The following is a 16,586-nucleotide window of genomic DNA, read 5'->3' as shown; positions in this document are numbered from 1 at the left end:
TTACCATTTAATGCGCTTTTACAATGGCATCTTTTTCAATATCCCGATGCTCGCACCGCACCATATAGTCTCCGTTTTCCATCAAACGCTCATACAGCTTGTTCGCCAGAGTTACGGAACGATGCTTGCCGCCTGTGCATCCCACCGCAATCACCAGCTGGTTTTTCCCCTCCTGCACATAGTTGGGGATCAGAAATCTTATCATGTCTTCCAGCTTATCCATAAATTGATAAGCCGCCTCAAATCCCATGACAAAATCCTGAATCTCTTTATCATTTCCATTTAATCTGCGGAGATCCTCATAATAATACGGATTAGGCAGAAAACGCACATCAAAAACCAAATCCGCATCATTGGGAATTCCGAATTTAAATCCAAAGGAAAGAACAGAAATCACAAGATTTCTGAATTCCCTGTTCTGTACAAAGATTCTGTCCAGCTCCACCTTAAGCTCTCTTGTCAAGAGGCTGCTGGTATCTATAATATAATCCGCCTGCTTTTTTAAAAAGGTCAGGCGTTCCCGTTCCCGCTCAATTCCCTCCGCAATCCGTCCGTCTCCTGCCAGAGGGTGGTTTCTTCTTGTTTCTTTATATCGCTTAATCAGTACATTGTCGCTGGCATCTAAAAACAGGATCTCGTAGGTGTAGCCTGCCATAGCCAGCTCTTCCAGAGACCGCTGCAGATCGCTTAACGCCTGTCCGTTCCTTACGTCAATCCCAAGAGCCACCTTGGCAATCTCGCTTGTCCCGGAATATACCAGTTCCGAGAACTTTCCCATTAAAGAGATTGGAAGATTATCCACACAAAAATAGCCTGCGTCTTCCAGCATCCGTAGGGATGTATATCTTCCGGCGCCTGACATGCCTGTTACAATTACAAAACGCACGAATCTTCCTCCTTAAGTTGCTACGCAACGGTACTAAAGGGCAAAGTCACTTCGGCACACCTGTAATGAGAGGAACTTTCATTCGAAAGGGCACTCATGAAAGTTCCTCTCGTGTGCCTTTGCGACTTTACCGTCCAGCATAAAATATTTCTTAAAACACTTGACATTTCTTAGCCGGACTATTTTAGTTCCGCAGATTTTAAAACCCCAGCAGCTTCACTTCCAGTTCAAGTTCTACCCCAAACTGATTTCGGACCTCTTTTTGCACATGAGAAACAAGAGCCAGCACATCCTCTGCAGCGGCGTCTCCCCTGTTTATTAAAAAGCCGCAATGCTTTTCCGCCACCTGAGCGTCTCCCACCCGAAAGCCCCGAAGTCCCGCATCCATAATCAGCTTCCCTGCAAAATGCCCCTCCGGCCGCTTAAAGGTGCTGCCTGCACTTGGATATTCCAGGGGCTGTTTTTCCGTCCGTGCTTCTTTAAGCTCTTTCATCCGTGCTTCTATGGATGTTTTATCTCCCTGCTTCAATTCCAGCACTGCTTCTAAAACGATTTGGCGCTGCCGTGCAATGCTGCTGGTACGATAGCCAAGCTCCAGTTGTTCCCCGGACAGCCTTAGCTGTTCTCCGTCCTCTGTCAAAACCAAAGCTTCCCGCACCACATCTTTCATCTCACCGCCGTAAGCGCCTGCATTCATCACAAGGGCACCGCCTATGGTGCCGGGAATGCCGGAAGCAAACTCCAGGCCGGTCAACCCCTCCCGGGCTGCCAGATGAGAAGCTTTCACTAACAGAGCGCCTGCATCCGCATACAATCTGGTTCCCTCTATGCGGATCTCATTCCTATTCTGAAAAATCTGAATCACAACACCGGAATATCCCTGATCGCTCGCCAGGATATTACTGCCGTTTCCAAGAATATAATAGCTCTCTTCAAATTCCCGGCAAACCCTAATAACTGCCGCCAGCTCTTCCCAGGTCCCTGGGAGACAGAAGTACTTTGCCGGACCTCCTATTCGGAATGTGGTATGCTTTTTCAGCGGTTCGTCAAGTAACACCTGACCTTCTTCTCTAAGAATCTCACATAGTTTCTCATAGAACTCCTGTTTCATGCTGCGCTCCCGTTTCTTTCTTTCTGACTTTAGTATATGCCAAAACATCGGAAAGTACAACCCCTTTCCGATGTTCTGACAATTCACATACATTCCGATTTTAAACTATTTTTTGCCCTTTCCCAGATACTTCTTCAGATATTGGCCCGTATAGGAAACAGGCTGCTCTGCTACCTCCTCCGGTGTTCCTGCGGCAATCACCGTGCCGCCCCTGTCTCCCCCCTCCGGTCCCATGTCAATGATATAATCCGCCGTTTTAATCACATCCAGGTTATGTTCAATGACAATCACCGTATTGCCGCCCTCTGTCAGACGCCGCAGAATCTCCGTCAGCTTATGCACATCTGCAAAATGCAGGCCCGTAGTAGGCTCGTCCAGAATATAGATGGTCTTTCCGGTACTGCGGCGACTCAATTCCGCAGCCAGCTTAATCCGCTGAGCCTCTCCGCCGGAGAGCGTGGTAGACGGCTGACCAAGCTTAATATAGGAAAGTCCTACGTCATAGAGAGTCTCAATCTTCCGGCTGATGGATGGTATGTGCTCAAAAAAGCCCAAAGCCTCCTCCACTGTCATATCCAGAACATCAAAAATGCTCTTTCCCTTATATTTTACGTCCAGGGTTTCCCGATTGTAGCGCTTTCCCTGACACACCTCACAAGGCACATAAACATCCGGGAGGAAATGCATCTCGATCTTAATGATACCGTCTCCGGCACAGGCTTCACAGCGCCCTCCCTTTACATTGAAACTGAAGCGGCCTTTCTTATAGCCCTTGCTTTTAGCATCCGCAGTTGAGGCAAAAAGCTCCCGAATCTGATCAAACACTCCCGTATAGGTTGCCGGATTGGATCGAGGCGTCCGGCCAATGGGCGACTGGTCAATGGCAATTACCTTGTCCAGCTGTTCCACTCCCAGGATCCCTTTATTTTTTCCGGGAATGGTTCTGGCCCGATTCAGCTTTTTCGCCAGCGTCTTATACAAAATCTCATTTACAAGGGAGCTTTTTCCTGATCCGGACACTCCTGTTACACAGGTCATCACTCCCAAAGGAAACTTCACATCAATCTTTTTCAGATTATTCTCCTGGGCTCCCTTTACTTTCAGCCAGCCGGCTGGCCTGCGCCTGGTCTCAGGCACTGGAATCTGCAGTTTTCCGCTTAAATAAGCTCCTGTGACGGATTCGGGGCAAGCCATGATCTCCTCTGCCGTTCCTGCCGCCACTACTTTTCCTCCATGCTCTCCGGCTCCCGGCCCGATATCCACAATATAGTCAGCGGCATACATGGTGTCCTCATCATGCTCAACCACAACCAAGGTATTGCCCAGGTCCCGAAGCCGCTTCAAGGTTGCCAGAAGCTTGTCATTGTCCCTCTGATGAAGCCCGATGCTGGGCTCGTCCAAAATATAAGCCACTCCCACCAGTCCGGAGCCTATCTGAGTTGCCAGACGAATCCGCTGGGCCTCTCCCCCCGACAGGCTTCCCGTTGCCCTGGCAAGGGTCAGGTATTCCAGTCCTACATCAATCAAAAATCCAATACGCGCCCGAATCTCTTTGAGGATCTGTGCTCCGATCAGCTCCTGCTGCCGGGTAAGCTTCATATCCTGCAAAAACTCATGAAGCTTTAGAATCGACATAGCCGTAAGCTCGTAGATATTCTTGTCCGCAATCGTTACTGCCAGAGAAGTCTTCTTTAGCCTCTGTCCGCCGCAGCTCTTACAGGGGGTGATCCGCATAAATGTCTCATATTCCTGCCGCATAATCTCCGAACCCGTCTCCCGGTAGCGGCGCTCCACATTCTTTATTAAGCCCTCAAAAGCCACATCATAGACGCCCTCGCCCCTCTGCCCTTTATAATAAACCCTAATCTCCTTTCCGCCCGTTCCGTGAATCAAAACCTGCTGAATCTTTGAATCCAGCTTCTCATAGGGCGTATTCAGATCAAAATGATATTCCTCTGCCAATGCCTTTAAAATACCGTAAGTAAAGCTGGAGGGATCCGTGCAGGACTGCCAGCCCGTTACCACAATAGCTCCCCCGGCAATGCTTAAGGACTTATCCGGTATCATCAGCTCCTCGTCAAATTCCATCTTATAACCCAGTCCGAAGCAATCCGGGCAGGCGCCGAAAGGATTATTGAAAGAAAAGCTTCTGGGCTCTACCTCCTCCATACTGATGCCGCATTCCGGGCAGGCATAGCTGGTGCTGAAAGTCATCAGTTTTCCGTCCATCAGATCCACTACCAGAAGACCGTCCGAAAGATTCATAACAGTCTCAATGGAATCTGCCAGCCGGCGCTCAATTCCTTCTTTGACTGCCAGCCGGTCCACCACAATCTCAATTAAATGCTTAATATTTTTATCCAGCTTGATTTCTTCCGAAAGCTCATAGAGATTCCCGTCAATCTTCACTCGCACAAAGCCGCTTTTCCTTGCCTGCTCCAGCACCTTTACATGTTCTCCCTTACGTCCTTTGACCACTGGCGCAAGAAGCTGAATTCGGGTGCGCTCGGGCAGATTCATGATTTGATCCACGATCTGATCCACGCTCTGCTTTTTGATTTCCTTGCCGCATTTCGGGCAATGGGGAATTCCCACTCTGGCAAACAGCAGACGGAAATAGTCATATATCTCCGTTACGGTTCCAACGGTAGAACGAGGATTTCTATTTGTTGATTTCTGATCAATGGAAATAGCCGGCGACAGTCCCTCGATGCTCTCCACATCCGGCTTTTCCATCTGACCCAAAAACTGTCTGGCGTAAGATGAAAGCGATTCCATGTAACGCCGCTGTCCCTCCGCATAGATGGTATCAAAGGCCAGAGATGACTTTCCGGAACCGCTCAGGCCTGTCAGCACCACGAATTCCTCTCTGGGGATATCTATGCTCAAATCCTGAAGATTGTGTTCGTTTGCACCACGAATTCTGATGTAATTCTTCATTTTTTGCTCCTCTTTTTGTTTTTGTCATTTATATACTCCGTATGGAGTATTTACTCCACAATACGACCAGTGAAAGCGAATCCTTTCCCTGGCCTGCATGTTGTCCATTACTCATTGCATCCTGCAATACTTTTTTTCAATTCAATCATTCGGTCACGCAACTCTGCCGCCGTCTCGAAATCCAACTCTGCCGCAGCCTTTTTCATCTTCTTTTCAATGTCCGCCACCAGCTTATCCAATTCCTTTTTGCTCATGGATTCCGGATCTTTCTCAAACTGAAGATCTTTCTGTGCAATCTCCTTGGAAATGCTGATAAGATCCCGCACGGATTTCTTAATGGTCTGAGGTGTGATTCCATGCTCCTGATTATATCTCTCCTGCAGCTCCCGGCGCCGCTCCGTCTCTTCAATAGCAAGACGCATGGAGTCCGTAATGATATCCGCATACATAATCACATGGCCCTCAGAATTTCTTGCCGCCCGGCCAATGGTCTGAATAAGCGAAATCTCCGAACGCAAAAAGCCCTCCTTGTCCGCATCCAGAATTGCAACCAGCGTAATCTCCGGAATGTCCAGACCCTCCCGGAGCAGATTAATTCCTACCAGCACGTCAAAGACATCCAGACGCATATCCCGAATAATCTGAGTTCGCTCCAGAGTGTCAATATCCGAATGGAGATACTTCACCCGAATGCCAAGCTCACGCATATAGTCCGTCAGATCCTCCGCCATCCGCTTGGTCAGTGTAGTAATCAGAACCTTATGCCCTGCTGCCGTCTCCTTATTTACCTCGCCTGTCAGATCATCAATCTGCCCCTCCACCGGGCGTACTTCAACCTTTGGATCGAGAAGCCCTGTGGGTCTGATAATCTGCTCTGCCCGCAGAAGCTCATGGTTCTCTTCATACTCTCCCGGCGTAGCGGATACAAACAGAATCTGATCTATTTTACTTTCAAATTCTCCAAAATTCAAGGGTCGGTTGTCCTTTGCCGACGGCAAACGAAATCCATAATCTACCAGCGTTGTCTTCCTAGACTGATCTCCTGCATGCATACCTCGAATCTGCGGAATCGTCTTGTGAGACTCATCAATAATAATCAAAAAGTCCTCCGGAAAATAGTCCATCAGCGTATTGGGCGGAACACCCGGCTCCAGCCCTGACAAATGCCTGGAATAGTTCTCAATGCCGGAACAAAAGCCTGTCTCTTTCAGCATTTCTATATCAAAATTGGTCCGCTCGGAAATGCGCTGGGCTTCCAGCAGCTTGTCTTCACTCTTAAAGTAACGGATGCGTTCTTCCAATTCTTCCTCTATGGCTTTTGCCGCCTCCCGGATTCGATCCGCAGGCACTACATAGTGGGATGCCGGAAAAATCGCCGCATGCTCCCGCACTCCCTTAATCTCTCCGGTCAGCACGTCAATCTCTGAAATGCGATCGATCTCGTCTCCGAAAAACTCCACCCGAATAGCCGTATCCATCTCACTGGCCGGAATAATCTCAAGCACATCTCCCCTAACCCGAAAAGTTCCCCTTTTAAAGTCCATGTCATTTCGATCATACTGAATGTCCACCAACTGGCGCAGTACTTCATCCCGGTCCTTCTGCATCCCCGGCCGCAGGGATACCATCATCTTTTCAAAGTTCTCCGGCTCTCCCAAGCCATAGATACAGGACACGGAGGACACAATAATTACGTCCCTGCGCTCAATCAGCGCAGCAGTAGCTGACAGGCGAAGCTTGTCGATCTCGTCATTGACGGAGGAGTCCTTGGCGATGTAGGTGTCGCTGGAGGGGACGTAGGCTTCGGGTTGGTAGTAGTCGTAGTAGGAGACAAAATACTCCACTGCATTCTCAGGGAACATCTCCTTGAATTCTCCGTAAAGCTGCGCCGCAAGCGTCTTGTTGTGGGCGATGACCAGCGTCGGCTTCTGCAATTCCTGAATGACATTCGCCATCGTAAATGTCTTGCCGGAACCCGTAACCCCTAGTAAAGTCTGGAATTGATTGCCCTCCTTGAAGCCTTTGACCAGCTCGGCGATGGCCTGCGGCTGGTCGCCTGTGGGCTTGTAGGGGGCTTGTAATTTGAACTCTGGCATATGAAAACCTCCAATTTGTGACCGAAAAAAGTTTGCCTATTCGCCCGAAATTCGTGTAATTTGATTTTCGATTCGTGTAAAATGGGCTTGCAAAGCTGGCGAATAAGCGTTAAAATAGCAATTACACGAATGCAGGTCACAAAACCGTATTTTTAAAACGAAACAACACTGAATAACACCAGCCAGTACAGATAGTATTATCCAGTCATTTGGTTTTTCATTATAACATATAAGTCAAAAAAAGTACAGACCAAAATCGAACTTTTGTTCTGTACTTTTTTCATGCGATTTGATTATGCCAGTATCTTATTTTCATGCAAGAAATTCACTGATTTGTTCTATATAATTATCTTGTGAAAAATCTGTACCGCTTTCACTTTCTTCTTTCGGGATTACTTCATCAATAAACGGCTGGAGATCGTCTAAGCAGTCCTCAATGATTTCGGCGGTATCTCCATAAACATCTATGGTTATGATTTCTTTCGCATGTCCCATGAGCTGTGATACTGCTTTTGGATTGAAGTTGTTCTTTAATAAAATGGTACAGAAAGTGCTTCGTAAATCATGCCACCTTATATCAGGCAGTCCATTGTCCTCCAACAGCTTCTTATAATGCCTCCAGTGAAAATCCTTGCTTCTCGGATGTCCATAAGTGGAACAGCAGATATAATCCAAATCCTGAAATGTGCCTGACCTCCTTCTACGGTTCTTCTCATACACTTTTCTTTCTTCCAGAATGGCTTCAAACACATAATCCGGTATGGGGATGGTTCGGTAGCTGGACGGCGTTTTCAATCCGATTTCCTGTTTTGTAAACGTCTTAGCCGGGAAGTCCCCGGCAGTCGTGTTCGGTTTCTTGCCTAACTGCCGCTGTACCTTTAATGTCCGGTTGATATAATCTATATCCGAATATTTTACCCCATTGATTTCACACCGCCTCAATCCCAACAGCACTGCAAAAAGTACCTGCATATGGATTGGCGTTTCCCTGCTCGCTTCAATGAGCGTTAAAACCTGCTCCATATTCAGCGTCTTTTGTGTATCAATGTTCCGGGTGTGATAGGCTTTCTTCTCTACCTGTTTTGGCAGAGCCACATCAATCGTTGGATTTATGGAAATGATTTTCTTATTCACAGCATACTGCATGGACGTATTCATCACTGTTTTTACCAATCTTGCGATAGAAACGGAAGCAGCCGCTTCTTCATAATAAAGGCTCTGGATATGGCTCCGTTTAATTTCCGTCATTCTGATGTTGCCCATCGCCGGAATCACATGGTTATTCACAATATTGGAATAGGTTTCATAGGAGCCGCTTGTAATGCGTGGACGCATTTCTTTTTCAAGCCAGAACAGCATAAAGTCTTTCACTTTTACACTGGTATATACCACATATGTGCCAGAATATAATTCGCCCAGCGTCTTGTCCCTGTCCGTGTTCGCCGCTTTCTTTGTAGCAAATCCGGATTTCTGCTGTGGTATTTTTGTCCCGTCCGCATAAATCAGAACCACACGATAGCCAAACTTATTCTTAATCGGCGTGACGTTATAAACCTTCCAGTCCACAAACTGCTGTAATTTTAAATCAAATTCCATATTATCCTGTCCCTTCCCTGCCTTCAGGAGCAAAAGCGTCATTCATAAAGGCAATAATCTTTTCTTTCTCATCCATGACATCGCAATAATATTCAAAGGTTGTATTGACAGAACTATGTCCCAATAACCCTGATATTTTTGCAAGCGGAACACCCTGTTCCACCAAAATGGTGGCAAACATATGGCGGAGTCCATGCACGGTTACAGCAGGAAGCCCATTCCGCACACACAGCTTTGTCAAAGCGTTATTCATGGCGGACAGGCTATGTACCTTTCCATTTGCCTGACAACTGATATAATCGTTATCAATAAAAGCCTCCTGCATCTTCTCTTTATACATATCTATCTGACATTTTCTTTTCTCCAACTCCGTAATAATGACCTCTGGCACACGCAATACCCGGAAACTGTTGGGCGTTTTGGGATCACGTTCGATTGAAATATTTTCTTCAATCCTGCTACCCTCTTTTATGATGGGGTTTGCAACAATCTGCCTGCTGATTTTCACACTACGGTGTTCTAAATCAAAGTCGGAAAATTTCAGGCCATAGATTTCACCTTTCCGCAGTCCGCAAAACAGTCCCAACAGAATTTCCAGATACCAGTTATCCTTTGAAGCCGCCTGAAGGAGTATTTTTATTTTCTCCCTGCTGAGAATCACGATATTGGGTTTCTTTCGCTTATACGGCTTTGTTTCCGGCACAGGATTCACATTGATATAGCCCTCTATAACTGCCTCTTTCATGGCAAGATTCAAAATTTCCCGTCCTTTGTTTCCTGCCGAAACACAAGCCTTTGACGTCCTCTCCAGAAGTCCGTCCAGGTATTCCACGCTGACAAACCTCATCTTTATATCATAATCAATGTTCGGGATTATCAAGTCATATAAAGCGTATGCCCCAACCATTCTTGTTGTCGTTTCAATTCTTTTTGAAAACACTTCTTCAAACCAGTAGATAAGATAATCTTTAAAGAGAACGTCTTTATTGGATTTGCTGGAAAGCTGCTGTTTCCGCAACAGCGTATTAAATTCTTCCTCGCATTTCCGATAACTGGCCTCTGCCTCTGCCTGACTGGAAAATCCGCCTTTCTTTCCATATTTAACAATGCCGTTGTCTTGCAGTGCCTTTGTCCGGTGATACCATGAATTTCGTTCAAAAAAAGCAACACTCTTTTCCTGTGTTTTCTTTCCCATTCCTATCACCTCCGCACATTTAGCTCGCTCCATTTAACCATTGATCGAATCCCTCTTTGGGAACCCGGTACAGCTTTCCTATTTTTATCACCCTGAATGGTTTCTGACTCTCATAGGCTTCATCCAGAAATGCGTATGCCTTGCTTCTACCAATACCCAATAACTTTTGAATGTCATCAGCGTCATAAACCTGTTTTTGCAAATTCATGGTATCTATATCAGTCACCTCCCGAAATACAAAAGGGAGTGCTTGCTATTATCATAGCTTTACAATCCCTTCCCGTCTAATGTGCGAATTTTCAAATCGCATCCTTGACTTTTCAATTATTCTTGTTCTCACTGCAATACCTTTTCCTTATTAAATAATCGTATCCCTGCCTGCTGTTGCAAAACATACAGGTATCTTTTAAATTTTGATTCTTATCTGCCCTCTGGATAAAATGCTCTTTGGAATCATAAAAGGGTTTTGCACATATTGGGCATAAGCACATTAAAATCGGTTTATCCCGTTTTCTCATTCCTGTGCTGGAGCATAACGCTTTATCAACCTTCATCATTTGCTGCCTGTCCAATGTCCCGATATAATCTCCCAGTCTCTTTTTGTCCAGTGTTCGGACTTGCTCTAACAGCACAACAGAATCTTTTTCCAGACCTTGCATATCTGCCGGAACCGGGACATGAGTGGGCATTTTTGATTTTGGCCTGCTTGTAATTGCCGCCACAATTACGGTTGGGCTGTATTGATTCCCTCTGTTATTCTGAATCACTAATACCGGACGGTATCCGCCCTGTTCACTTCCGAAAACGGGATTTAAGTCTGCATGGTAAATATCCCCTCGTCTGATTTTTCTTTCTTCCATAGTAAAAATGTCCTCCATAATCTTTACTTCCTGAATCCAGTCTGATTTTTCTTTCATGGCAGAAAATATAAATTTGCAGAATACATCTTGCCTGCCGAAAAAAATTTCCTGCATTTCAGGTATGTATCAGCCGAACACAAAAGCATGACTTTTTGATTATTCTTTAAGAATATTTTCATGTTTTGTGTCCGGCTACCACTTTTAGCCTGATAAGCCTATTTGTCCTCGACACCCCGGCTTACATAATCTACCGCTTTTACGGCAAACATAGGGAAGTCACCAAACGACTGGCTGCTGACCAGTTCCACGGGAATAGAACCCCTCCGGGGATCGCCCGGAGCCGCCCTCATTGGTTGCGGCGTTTTTACACCTGATGGGTATTTACGCTCGACCTGTGACTGGACGGGAGTATCATTGTCCCTGCTGCCTGTTATCGCCTTACCAGTAGCAAGCTGGCAGTTATAGCCCGGTATTTTCCGCTCCTTAAATGAGGATAGGACAGCCGCAAACCATTGTCTTTTTATCTGTGCGATTTCGATGCCTTTATCACCATTTAGCTCATGGCGTACCTGCTAACGTGGCTTACGCTCATCACGATAACAACAGGAATGTATTTGATGAATGGGTATGAAATTTTCATGGTACGAACCCATTCACCACATAAATGCAGAAAACAGGTGAAGGAATTTTTATCTCCCTCACCTGTTTCCTCACTAATCAGGCAAAACCCGAAAGTCCTTTTTTAATTTTTTTCAAAAAACTTTTTCAGGCTTTGCATTGCCCCGTGGATACTGTACTCTACTGCTCTGGTTGAGCATTGCTCCCGCTCTGCGATTTCCACATAGGTCAACTCCTGAAAATAATGCAGTATCAGCCTTTTCTTCTGTTTTTCAGGCAGTTCGCTGATTGCCTTATGTAGCTTTTCTGCCTGAAATCTGCGGAACACGATTTCCTCCATGCTGTCCGGCTTTTTCATCGCTCTCATATTCAAAGTGTTTTCCCACACCTCGGACTGCTCGATATGCCTGTCCACCACGTTAAGATATACCAAATCGCTTAATTCAAAAGAATCAAACGTGTCATACAGCGCCTTGCTGATTTCAAGTTTATGTGATACACCTTGTCCATCTTTGAATGAAACGTAATACTGGCCGTCTTTCTCGAATATCGTATAAGGATTGTACTTATCCTTTCTTCTTTTTGGGCGATTACCCTCCATATCCTTTCCTCCAATCTGAATTTTTTTGTTGAAAATTCAGATTGGAAGGCGGTGAGCGGCAACCGATGATGAATAACTCCCTGCGGCGTAATCCGGCAAAAAACGACAAAAGAAAAACCGCAAAGGCTGTCACACCTTTACGGTCTATGGAGAATTTATTTCTATTATGTAGAAATTTGACCTCTACTTGCGGGGTAGAAAGCCCCCTTGTATTGGCAAGGATTTTTTTAACGGGTTATCCGTCCCTTTATATCGTATATGAAAATAGAAATTGCTATTTGCAGGCAATAAAAATCCCCCCAAACTTGAAACAGGTTTGGAGAGTGTTTGTTAAGTCTTTCGGGCATAGCAATACCGCCCACCAAATTGCTGTTTTTTTTAATTTGATGGACGTATCTACCTATAGTTCTGTAAAAAGAAAAGCCGACAAACTGTGATTTCTCACATGTTCATCGGCTCTGCCCGTGTCAAGTAAAGGACAAAAATTTTTCAACTTTTTTATTCCTTTACATATGTATTTAACATTCTTCCCTTAATCAATATCTATATCATCCCAAAAATCTTTAAAATCCTCTTCCTCCAATCGTTTGACATTCACTTTATTCCTTATCTCCAAAACCATCTTCATTATCTCTTCTCTTGTATGCGGGCTGTCCTCCATCACTTTTTCTATATCAATGTCTTTATGCCTCATTTTTACCAGACCGTCTATGATATGAGAAACATGATCCACAAATACCTCTTCCATAATCGCATTCTTCGTTTTAGCATCTGCCCCCTCATACTCGTCATAATATGCACTGATATATTCCGAAAATTTCTTTATCTTCTCCGGGGACTCCAAAAACGCTGCTAATGTTTCATCCTCACAGTTTTTCTTACTCCGTTTCAGATACGAAACAATTTTTCCAAATACCTTTTTAACAATGTCATATGACATATTTCCAATCAAACCGCTTGCAACAGCTACTGCCACAAAATTTAATATCTCACCGCAGGGTTCTGTATAATAGCGTTTCCCATCGTCCTCTGCACCTTCATACTCTTCCCTGCATGTCCATCCTCCAAAAACAGCCTGCCTAATACCCTGCATTACTCTTTCATATTCTGATGTCGGTATGCTTCTGCCACAAAACGGACACGTCAATATTTCTCCATCCTCCATCTCATAAATAGAAGCGCAGTGAAAACATATTTTTCTAAAGTCATCCTCTTTGTGATCCATTTTCCCTCCTATGCCATTTCCGCTTTTCCTGATCTCTGTTCTTCAATTATTTCTTGAACAATCGTTATGTAATCCGAATAAAACTCATTCTTCAAGTTATTACTTCTAATCCTAACAGACGCAAAGAATAAAAACATCAAAACGACCACTCCCATTAAAAAAGCTCCCCAAATATAAAAACACATCCCTGAATGTAAATTTTGTTCCAATGCCTGATATATCATCTTTGGGTTATACCCTGTATACTCCAAAAATTCTTCATCTATTAATGTATTTATCGAATTATTATAAGTATTTATCACATTGACCACTGAAAATACAAATGTATATACAATCGTAATGAACACCGTCAATAACGGCATTGTACACCCACTCCACATTTCTTTTCTGCTCATAATTAGATTTTTCTCACGCTTCAAAAAATGCACAAAATTTTTCAGTGTAGGCTCTGCGTACTTACCGCCGCCATATTTCTCACAAACATAAGCACGCCATTCACAATAATTTTGATATACCGATTTCTCCTCCCCTATCTCACTATATATTATCAATTCTTCATCTGTATTAAATCCATACGCATATTCCTTAATTCTTTTCATTCAAAACCTCATCCATGCCTTTAGCTATATCAACTATAATGCTTCTTCTCTTTTCCACTGTATTGTATTATACCCCAAAACCAACAAAGCCACAAGCACCCCGCTCATGGCTCCGTCAATCTTCCTACCAATTTTTACGAATCTCCCCCGCCGAACATATCCCCAGCCTTCCAAACCACCTCAATCCGCCCTTCTCCAAACACCCTGATCCTCTCAATCCCCTTCCGCAGCACCCCCTTATCAAACTCCCGCAGAGCCGCTATCCCTTCCAGCACAGTCTCCCCGTCCCGGGAACCGCACCCTTTCAGTCTCTCAATCCCATCCTCTGCTTCTCCCATCTCCTTCCCAATTTCCTCAACCCGCACACCCATACTCCCCGTCCTTGCCTTAAACTGCTCCCGTGTCATACCCCCGGACCGATACTTATCATACAAAAACATCTTCTCCGCCGAAAGCCGCTCCTTCTCCTTCCGCAAAGCATCCAACTTCTTCTCCAGCGTCTCCCGCTCCGCTTCCACGTCCTTCCTCCCGGAATTGCCCAGCATCACCTCCGCCGTCTTCCGCACATACTCCATAACGCTCCCTTCCAGCGTTTCCATATCCTCCACCGCCCTCCTGCACTCCGTATCAGAGCCGCATGTCCGGTAACGGCAGCAATACTTATGGTTCTTCTTCACCATGGACCGCCCGCAATACCCGCATACAAACAGCACCTCCCGCTTAAAGCCGCTCATATCCACGCCGCTCCTGTCCCGCTTCTTCGGCTTCGCCCTCTCATTCGCTAGGGCAAACAGTTCCTCCGACACCAGCGGCTCATGCTGCCCGTCCACAACCACCCACTCCGAACGGTCATGCCACAGCATCTTCTTCCCCGTAGTAATAGACTTCTCCGAACGGTTCCACACCACCTTCCCGATATAAGTCTCATCCGACAGTATGGAACGCACCGACTGGGTCCCCCACAGCTTCTTCACCCCGCCGCCCGGATGCTGATACCTGCTGTCCTTCCTCTGCTTATACTCCACACAGGTAAGCACACCATTATCATTCAGATACCGCACAATCCCGGAAATCGTAATCCCTTCCGCCGCCATGGTAAATATCTTCCGTACCACCTCCGCCGCTTCCGGGTCAACCACCAGCCGGTGCTTGTCCTCCAGGGACTTCTCATACCCATACCTTGCAAAGCCGCCCAGATACTCCCCTTTCCGCGCCCTCGCCATCTGCGCAGACCGTATCTTCTTAGACAGGTCCCTGCTGTACAGCATATTGATCAGATTTTTAAAAGCCACATTCAGTCCGCCCGCAGTCCCCAGCACACCCTCACTGTCATAACGGTCATTCACAGAAATACACCGCACCTCCATCAGCGGAAATATCTGTTCCAGATAACTCCCAACCTCAATATAATCCCTCCCCAGCCTGGAAAAGTCTCCTTGTGTCAACTAAACACGAAAATTTTTACGAATGCCAGAGGCGGCCAACAGGTCTTTTCCAGACCGCCTCCGGCATCCGCTTTATGCAGAAAGAAACCTCACACCACAGTTTGCTTTGCCAGCGGGAACTGTCTCACTCCCCGGACAGAAAAATCTCCATTCAGGCAGACAACCTCAACCTTGTGCTTCTCCAGCCAGCCAACATATTCGAGCGTGTTCCAGATGTCGCGTCCCAGCCTTGAGGCGTTCAGGACAAGCAGGATGTCCATTTTGCCCTGGAGCGCCGCATTGGTGATCTCAGCCAGTCCGGGGCGAGTCATTGTTGTGCCGGCCTCATGCCTGGATGTGCAGCCCACAATATCATAGTGGTTTTTCTCTGCAAAGGCCGTAAGTTCTTCCTGCTGTATCTTTAACGCAAAGGCGTTCGGCTCCGCTGTCCGGCAGTATATCCACGCCCTGGGCGCTCTTGCGACCCTCATATAGATTGCAGCCCTTCTCGTTTTATCCATTGTCTGCTTCCTCCTCTTTTGTGCCAAAGTGACCGCCAAACACATCCCGGAACTTCCAGACGATCTCGATCTCTGTGGGAGATGAGACCAGAACTTCCTTGATGAATGTCCCCGCCAGTTCCGCCGTCAATTCCGTTGCCCCGGCAAAGGAATTGAACACATCATCCTTCTGCTCCTTGTCCTGAAAAACCTGCCGCTCCAGTCCAGATAAAAGCTGTTCCTGTGCCTCCTGTTCGGCTTTGGCGGCGGCGAGTTTGCTGTCGATCTCCTCCCGCTGTTTCAGATAGGCGTCCTTTGTCAGTGTTCCGCCACTGAAATTCTCATAGACCCTAAACTTCTCCTGCTTGTACCGTTCCTGCTGTTGCTCCAGCCTTTGAAGCTCTGCAACACAGGCGGCGATGCGCTCCTTGCGGGTCAGCGTCAGGGATGACTTCTGCTTTTTCCGCTCCTGACATATCGCCAGCATCTGCATGATTGCCCGGAACACAATGCCCTCGATCTCTTTCTCAGTAAACAGTTTCCCTTTCGGGCAATCGCTGGCCTCGTCCGTCCTGCTTTTGGTGCATCGGTAGTAATAATATCCGGCACTGCTGTGGACCCGGCTCAATGTCCTATGGCAGTTGCCGCACTTGAGAAGCCCTTTCAGCGGGTACTCCTGCGGCGTTCCTCCGGCCCGCCTGGGTCTCTGCCGGATGATCTCCTGCACCCGCTCAAAGTCCGCCTTGCTGATGATGGCGTCATGCGCCCCTTCATAGATGATCCAGTCAGACTTATCCTGTGGGACTGTCCTTTTTTCGTGGAGGCTGGCCTTGTACCGCTTGCGCCCCACCAATGCCCCGGTGTACTCATACTGGTGCAGGATGTTCAGCACCGATGCCGCCGTCCAGCCATTCTTTTCGGAGGCTTTGCGAAAG

General features: G+C 46.5%; 14 protein-coding genes. All 14 read right to left on the bottom strand.

Annotated features, from left to right (window positions below; all coding sequences use genetic code 11):
- Window positions 1–7: 7 nt before the first annotated feature.
- Window positions 8–886, bottom strand: a complete 879-nt coding sequence (gene rapZ, locus VSQ61_RS16400) for an RNase adapter RapZ (RefSeq protein ID WP_334345469.1) — start codon at window positions 884–886, stop codon at window positions 8–10.
- Between the two features lie 199 nt (window positions 887–1,085).
- Window positions 1,086–1,997: a UDP-N-acetylmuramate dehydrogenase gene (gene murB / locus VSQ61_RS16395; protein WP_334345468.1), complete on the bottom strand. Its 912-nt coding sequence runs from the start codon at window positions 1,995–1,997 to the stop codon at window positions 1,086–1,088.
- 105 nt (window positions 1,998–2,102) lie between these two features.
- Entirely contained in the window at window positions 2,103–4,937 is a 2,835-nt protein-coding gene (uvrA, locus tag VSQ61_RS16390) for an excinuclease ABC subunit UvrA (protein ID WP_334345467.1), read from the bottom strand.
- Between the two features lie 107 nt (window positions 4,938–5,044).
- Window positions 5,045–7,033, bottom strand: a complete 1,989-nt coding sequence (gene uvrB, locus VSQ61_RS16385; RefSeq protein ID WP_334345466.1) for an excinuclease ABC subunit UvrB — start codon at window positions 7,031–7,033, stop codon at window positions 5,045–5,047.
- A 312-nt stretch (window positions 7,034–7,345) separates the two neighbouring features.
- Window positions 7,346–8,629 (bottom strand): tyrosine-type recombinase/integrase, encoded by a 1,284-nt coding sequence (locus VSQ61_RS16380; RefSeq protein WP_334345465.1) that lies wholly within the window; start codon window positions 8,627–8,629, stop codon window positions 7,346–7,348.
- Between the two features lies 1 nt (window position 8,630).
- Window positions 8,631–9,824, bottom strand: coding sequence for a tyrosine-type recombinase/integrase (locus VSQ61_RS16375; RefSeq protein ID WP_334345464.1), 1,194 nt, complete (start codon window positions 9,822–9,824; stop codon window positions 8,631–8,633).
- Window positions 9,825–9,843: 19 nt separating this feature from the next.
- Complete coding sequence (locus VSQ61_RS16370) at window positions 9,844–10,032, bottom strand: helix-turn-helix domain-containing protein (RefSeq protein WP_044984356.1); 189 nt, start codon at window positions 10,030–10,032, stop codon at window positions 9,844–9,846.
- A gap of 112 nt (window positions 10,033–10,144) precedes the next feature.
- A complete protein-coding gene (locus VSQ61_RS16365) occupies window positions 10,145–10,684 on the bottom strand; it encodes a type II toxin-antitoxin system PemK/MazF family toxin (protein WP_172509083.1) in 540 nt (179 codons plus the stop codon).
- Between the two features lie 742 nt (window positions 10,685–11,426).
- Window positions 11,427–11,903 carry an RNA polymerase sigma factor gene (locus tag VSQ61_RS16360; RefSeq protein WP_172507915.1) on the bottom strand — a complete coding sequence of 159 codons (477 nt, stop codon included), beginning with the start codon at window positions 11,901–11,903 and terminating at the stop codon, window positions 11,427–11,429.
- A gap of 532 nt (window positions 11,904–12,435) precedes the next feature.
- On the bottom strand, window positions 12,436–13,128 hold the full coding sequence (locus tag VSQ61_RS16355) for a hypothetical protein (RefSeq protein WP_172539601.1): 693 nt from the start codon (window positions 13,126–13,128) through the stop codon (window positions 12,436–12,438).
- A gap of 8 nt (window positions 13,129–13,136) precedes the next feature.
- Complete coding sequence (locus VSQ61_RS16350) at window positions 13,137–13,727, bottom strand: heme exporter protein CcmD (protein ID WP_172539600.1); 591 nt, start codon at window positions 13,725–13,727, stop codon at window positions 13,137–13,139.
- A 134-nt stretch (window positions 13,728–13,861) separates the two neighbouring features.
- Complete coding sequence (locus tag VSQ61_RS16345) at window positions 13,862–15,172, bottom strand: recombinase family protein (RefSeq protein ID WP_334345463.1); 1,311 nt, start codon at window positions 15,170–15,172, stop codon at window positions 13,862–13,864.
- Between the two features lie 89 nt (window positions 15,173–15,261).
- Window positions 15,262–15,672 (bottom strand): recombinase family protein, encoded by a 411-nt coding sequence (locus VSQ61_RS16340; RefSeq protein ID WP_334345462.1) that lies wholly within the window; start codon window positions 15,670–15,672, stop codon window positions 15,262–15,264.
- Window positions 15,665–16,586, bottom strand: a 922-nt coding sequence (locus VSQ61_RS16335) for a recombinase family protein (protein ID WP_334345461.1), incomplete at its 5' end; no start/stop codon positions are given. The genes VSQ61_RS16335 and VSQ61_RS16340, both read right to left, overlap by 8 nt.

It is taken from the genome of Candidatus Merdisoma sp. JLR.KK006 (assembly GCF_036941035.1).
Classification (GTDB): Bacteria; Bacillota; Clostridia; order Lachnospirales; family Lachnospiraceae; genus Laedolimicola.
The sequence above is the reverse complement of the archived record's forward strand: the minus strand, read 5'-3'. Positions and strand labels throughout refer to the sequence as shown.

What these genes read in the sequence shown, in the direction of transcription:
- VSQ61_RS16360 (WP_172507915.1), bottom strand. Translation starts at nt 11,903, where the DNA reads ATGGAGGGTAATCGCCCAAAAAGAAGAAAGGATAAGTACAATCCTTAT.
- murB (WP_334345468.1), bottom strand. Translation starts at nt 1,997, where the DNA reads ATGAAACAGGAGTTCTATGAGAAACTATGTGAGATTCTTAGAGAAGAA.
- uvrA (WP_334345467.1), bottom strand. Translation starts at nt 4,937, where the DNA reads ATGAAGAATTACATCAGAATTCGTGGTGCAAACGAACACAATCTTCAG.
- uvrB (WP_334345466.1), bottom strand. Translation starts at nt 7,033, where the DNA reads ATGCCAGAGTTCAAATTACAAGCCCCCTACAAGCCCACAGGCGACCAG.
- VSQ61_RS16380 (WP_334345465.1), bottom strand. Translation starts at nt 8,629, where the DNA reads ATGGAATTTGATTTAAAATTACAGCAGTTTGTGGACTGGAAGGTTTAT.
- VSQ61_RS16340 (WP_334345462.1), bottom strand. Translation starts at nt 15,672, where the DNA reads ATGGATAAAACGAGAAGGGCTGCAATCTATATGAGGGTCGCAAGAGCG.
- VSQ61_RS16370 (WP_044984356.1), bottom strand. Translation starts at nt 10,032, where the DNA reads ATGAATTTGCAAAAACAGGTTTATGACGCTGATGACATTCAAAAGTTA.
- VSQ61_RS16355 (WP_172539601.1), bottom strand. Translation starts at nt 13,128, where the DNA reads ATGGATCACAAAGAGGATGACTTTAGAAAAATATGTTTTCACTGCGCT.
- VSQ61_RS16365 (WP_172509083.1), bottom strand. Translation starts at nt 10,684, where the DNA reads ATGGAAGAAAGAAAAATCAGACGAGGGGATATTTACCATGCAGACTTA.
- VSQ61_RS16350 (WP_172539600.1), bottom strand. Translation starts at nt 13,727, where the DNA reads ATGAAAAGAATTAAGGAATATGCGTATGGATTTAATACAGATGAAGAA.
- VSQ61_RS16375 (WP_334345464.1), bottom strand. Translation starts at nt 9,824, where the DNA reads ATGGGAAAGAAAACACAGGAAAAGAGTGTTGCTTTTTTTGAACGAAAT.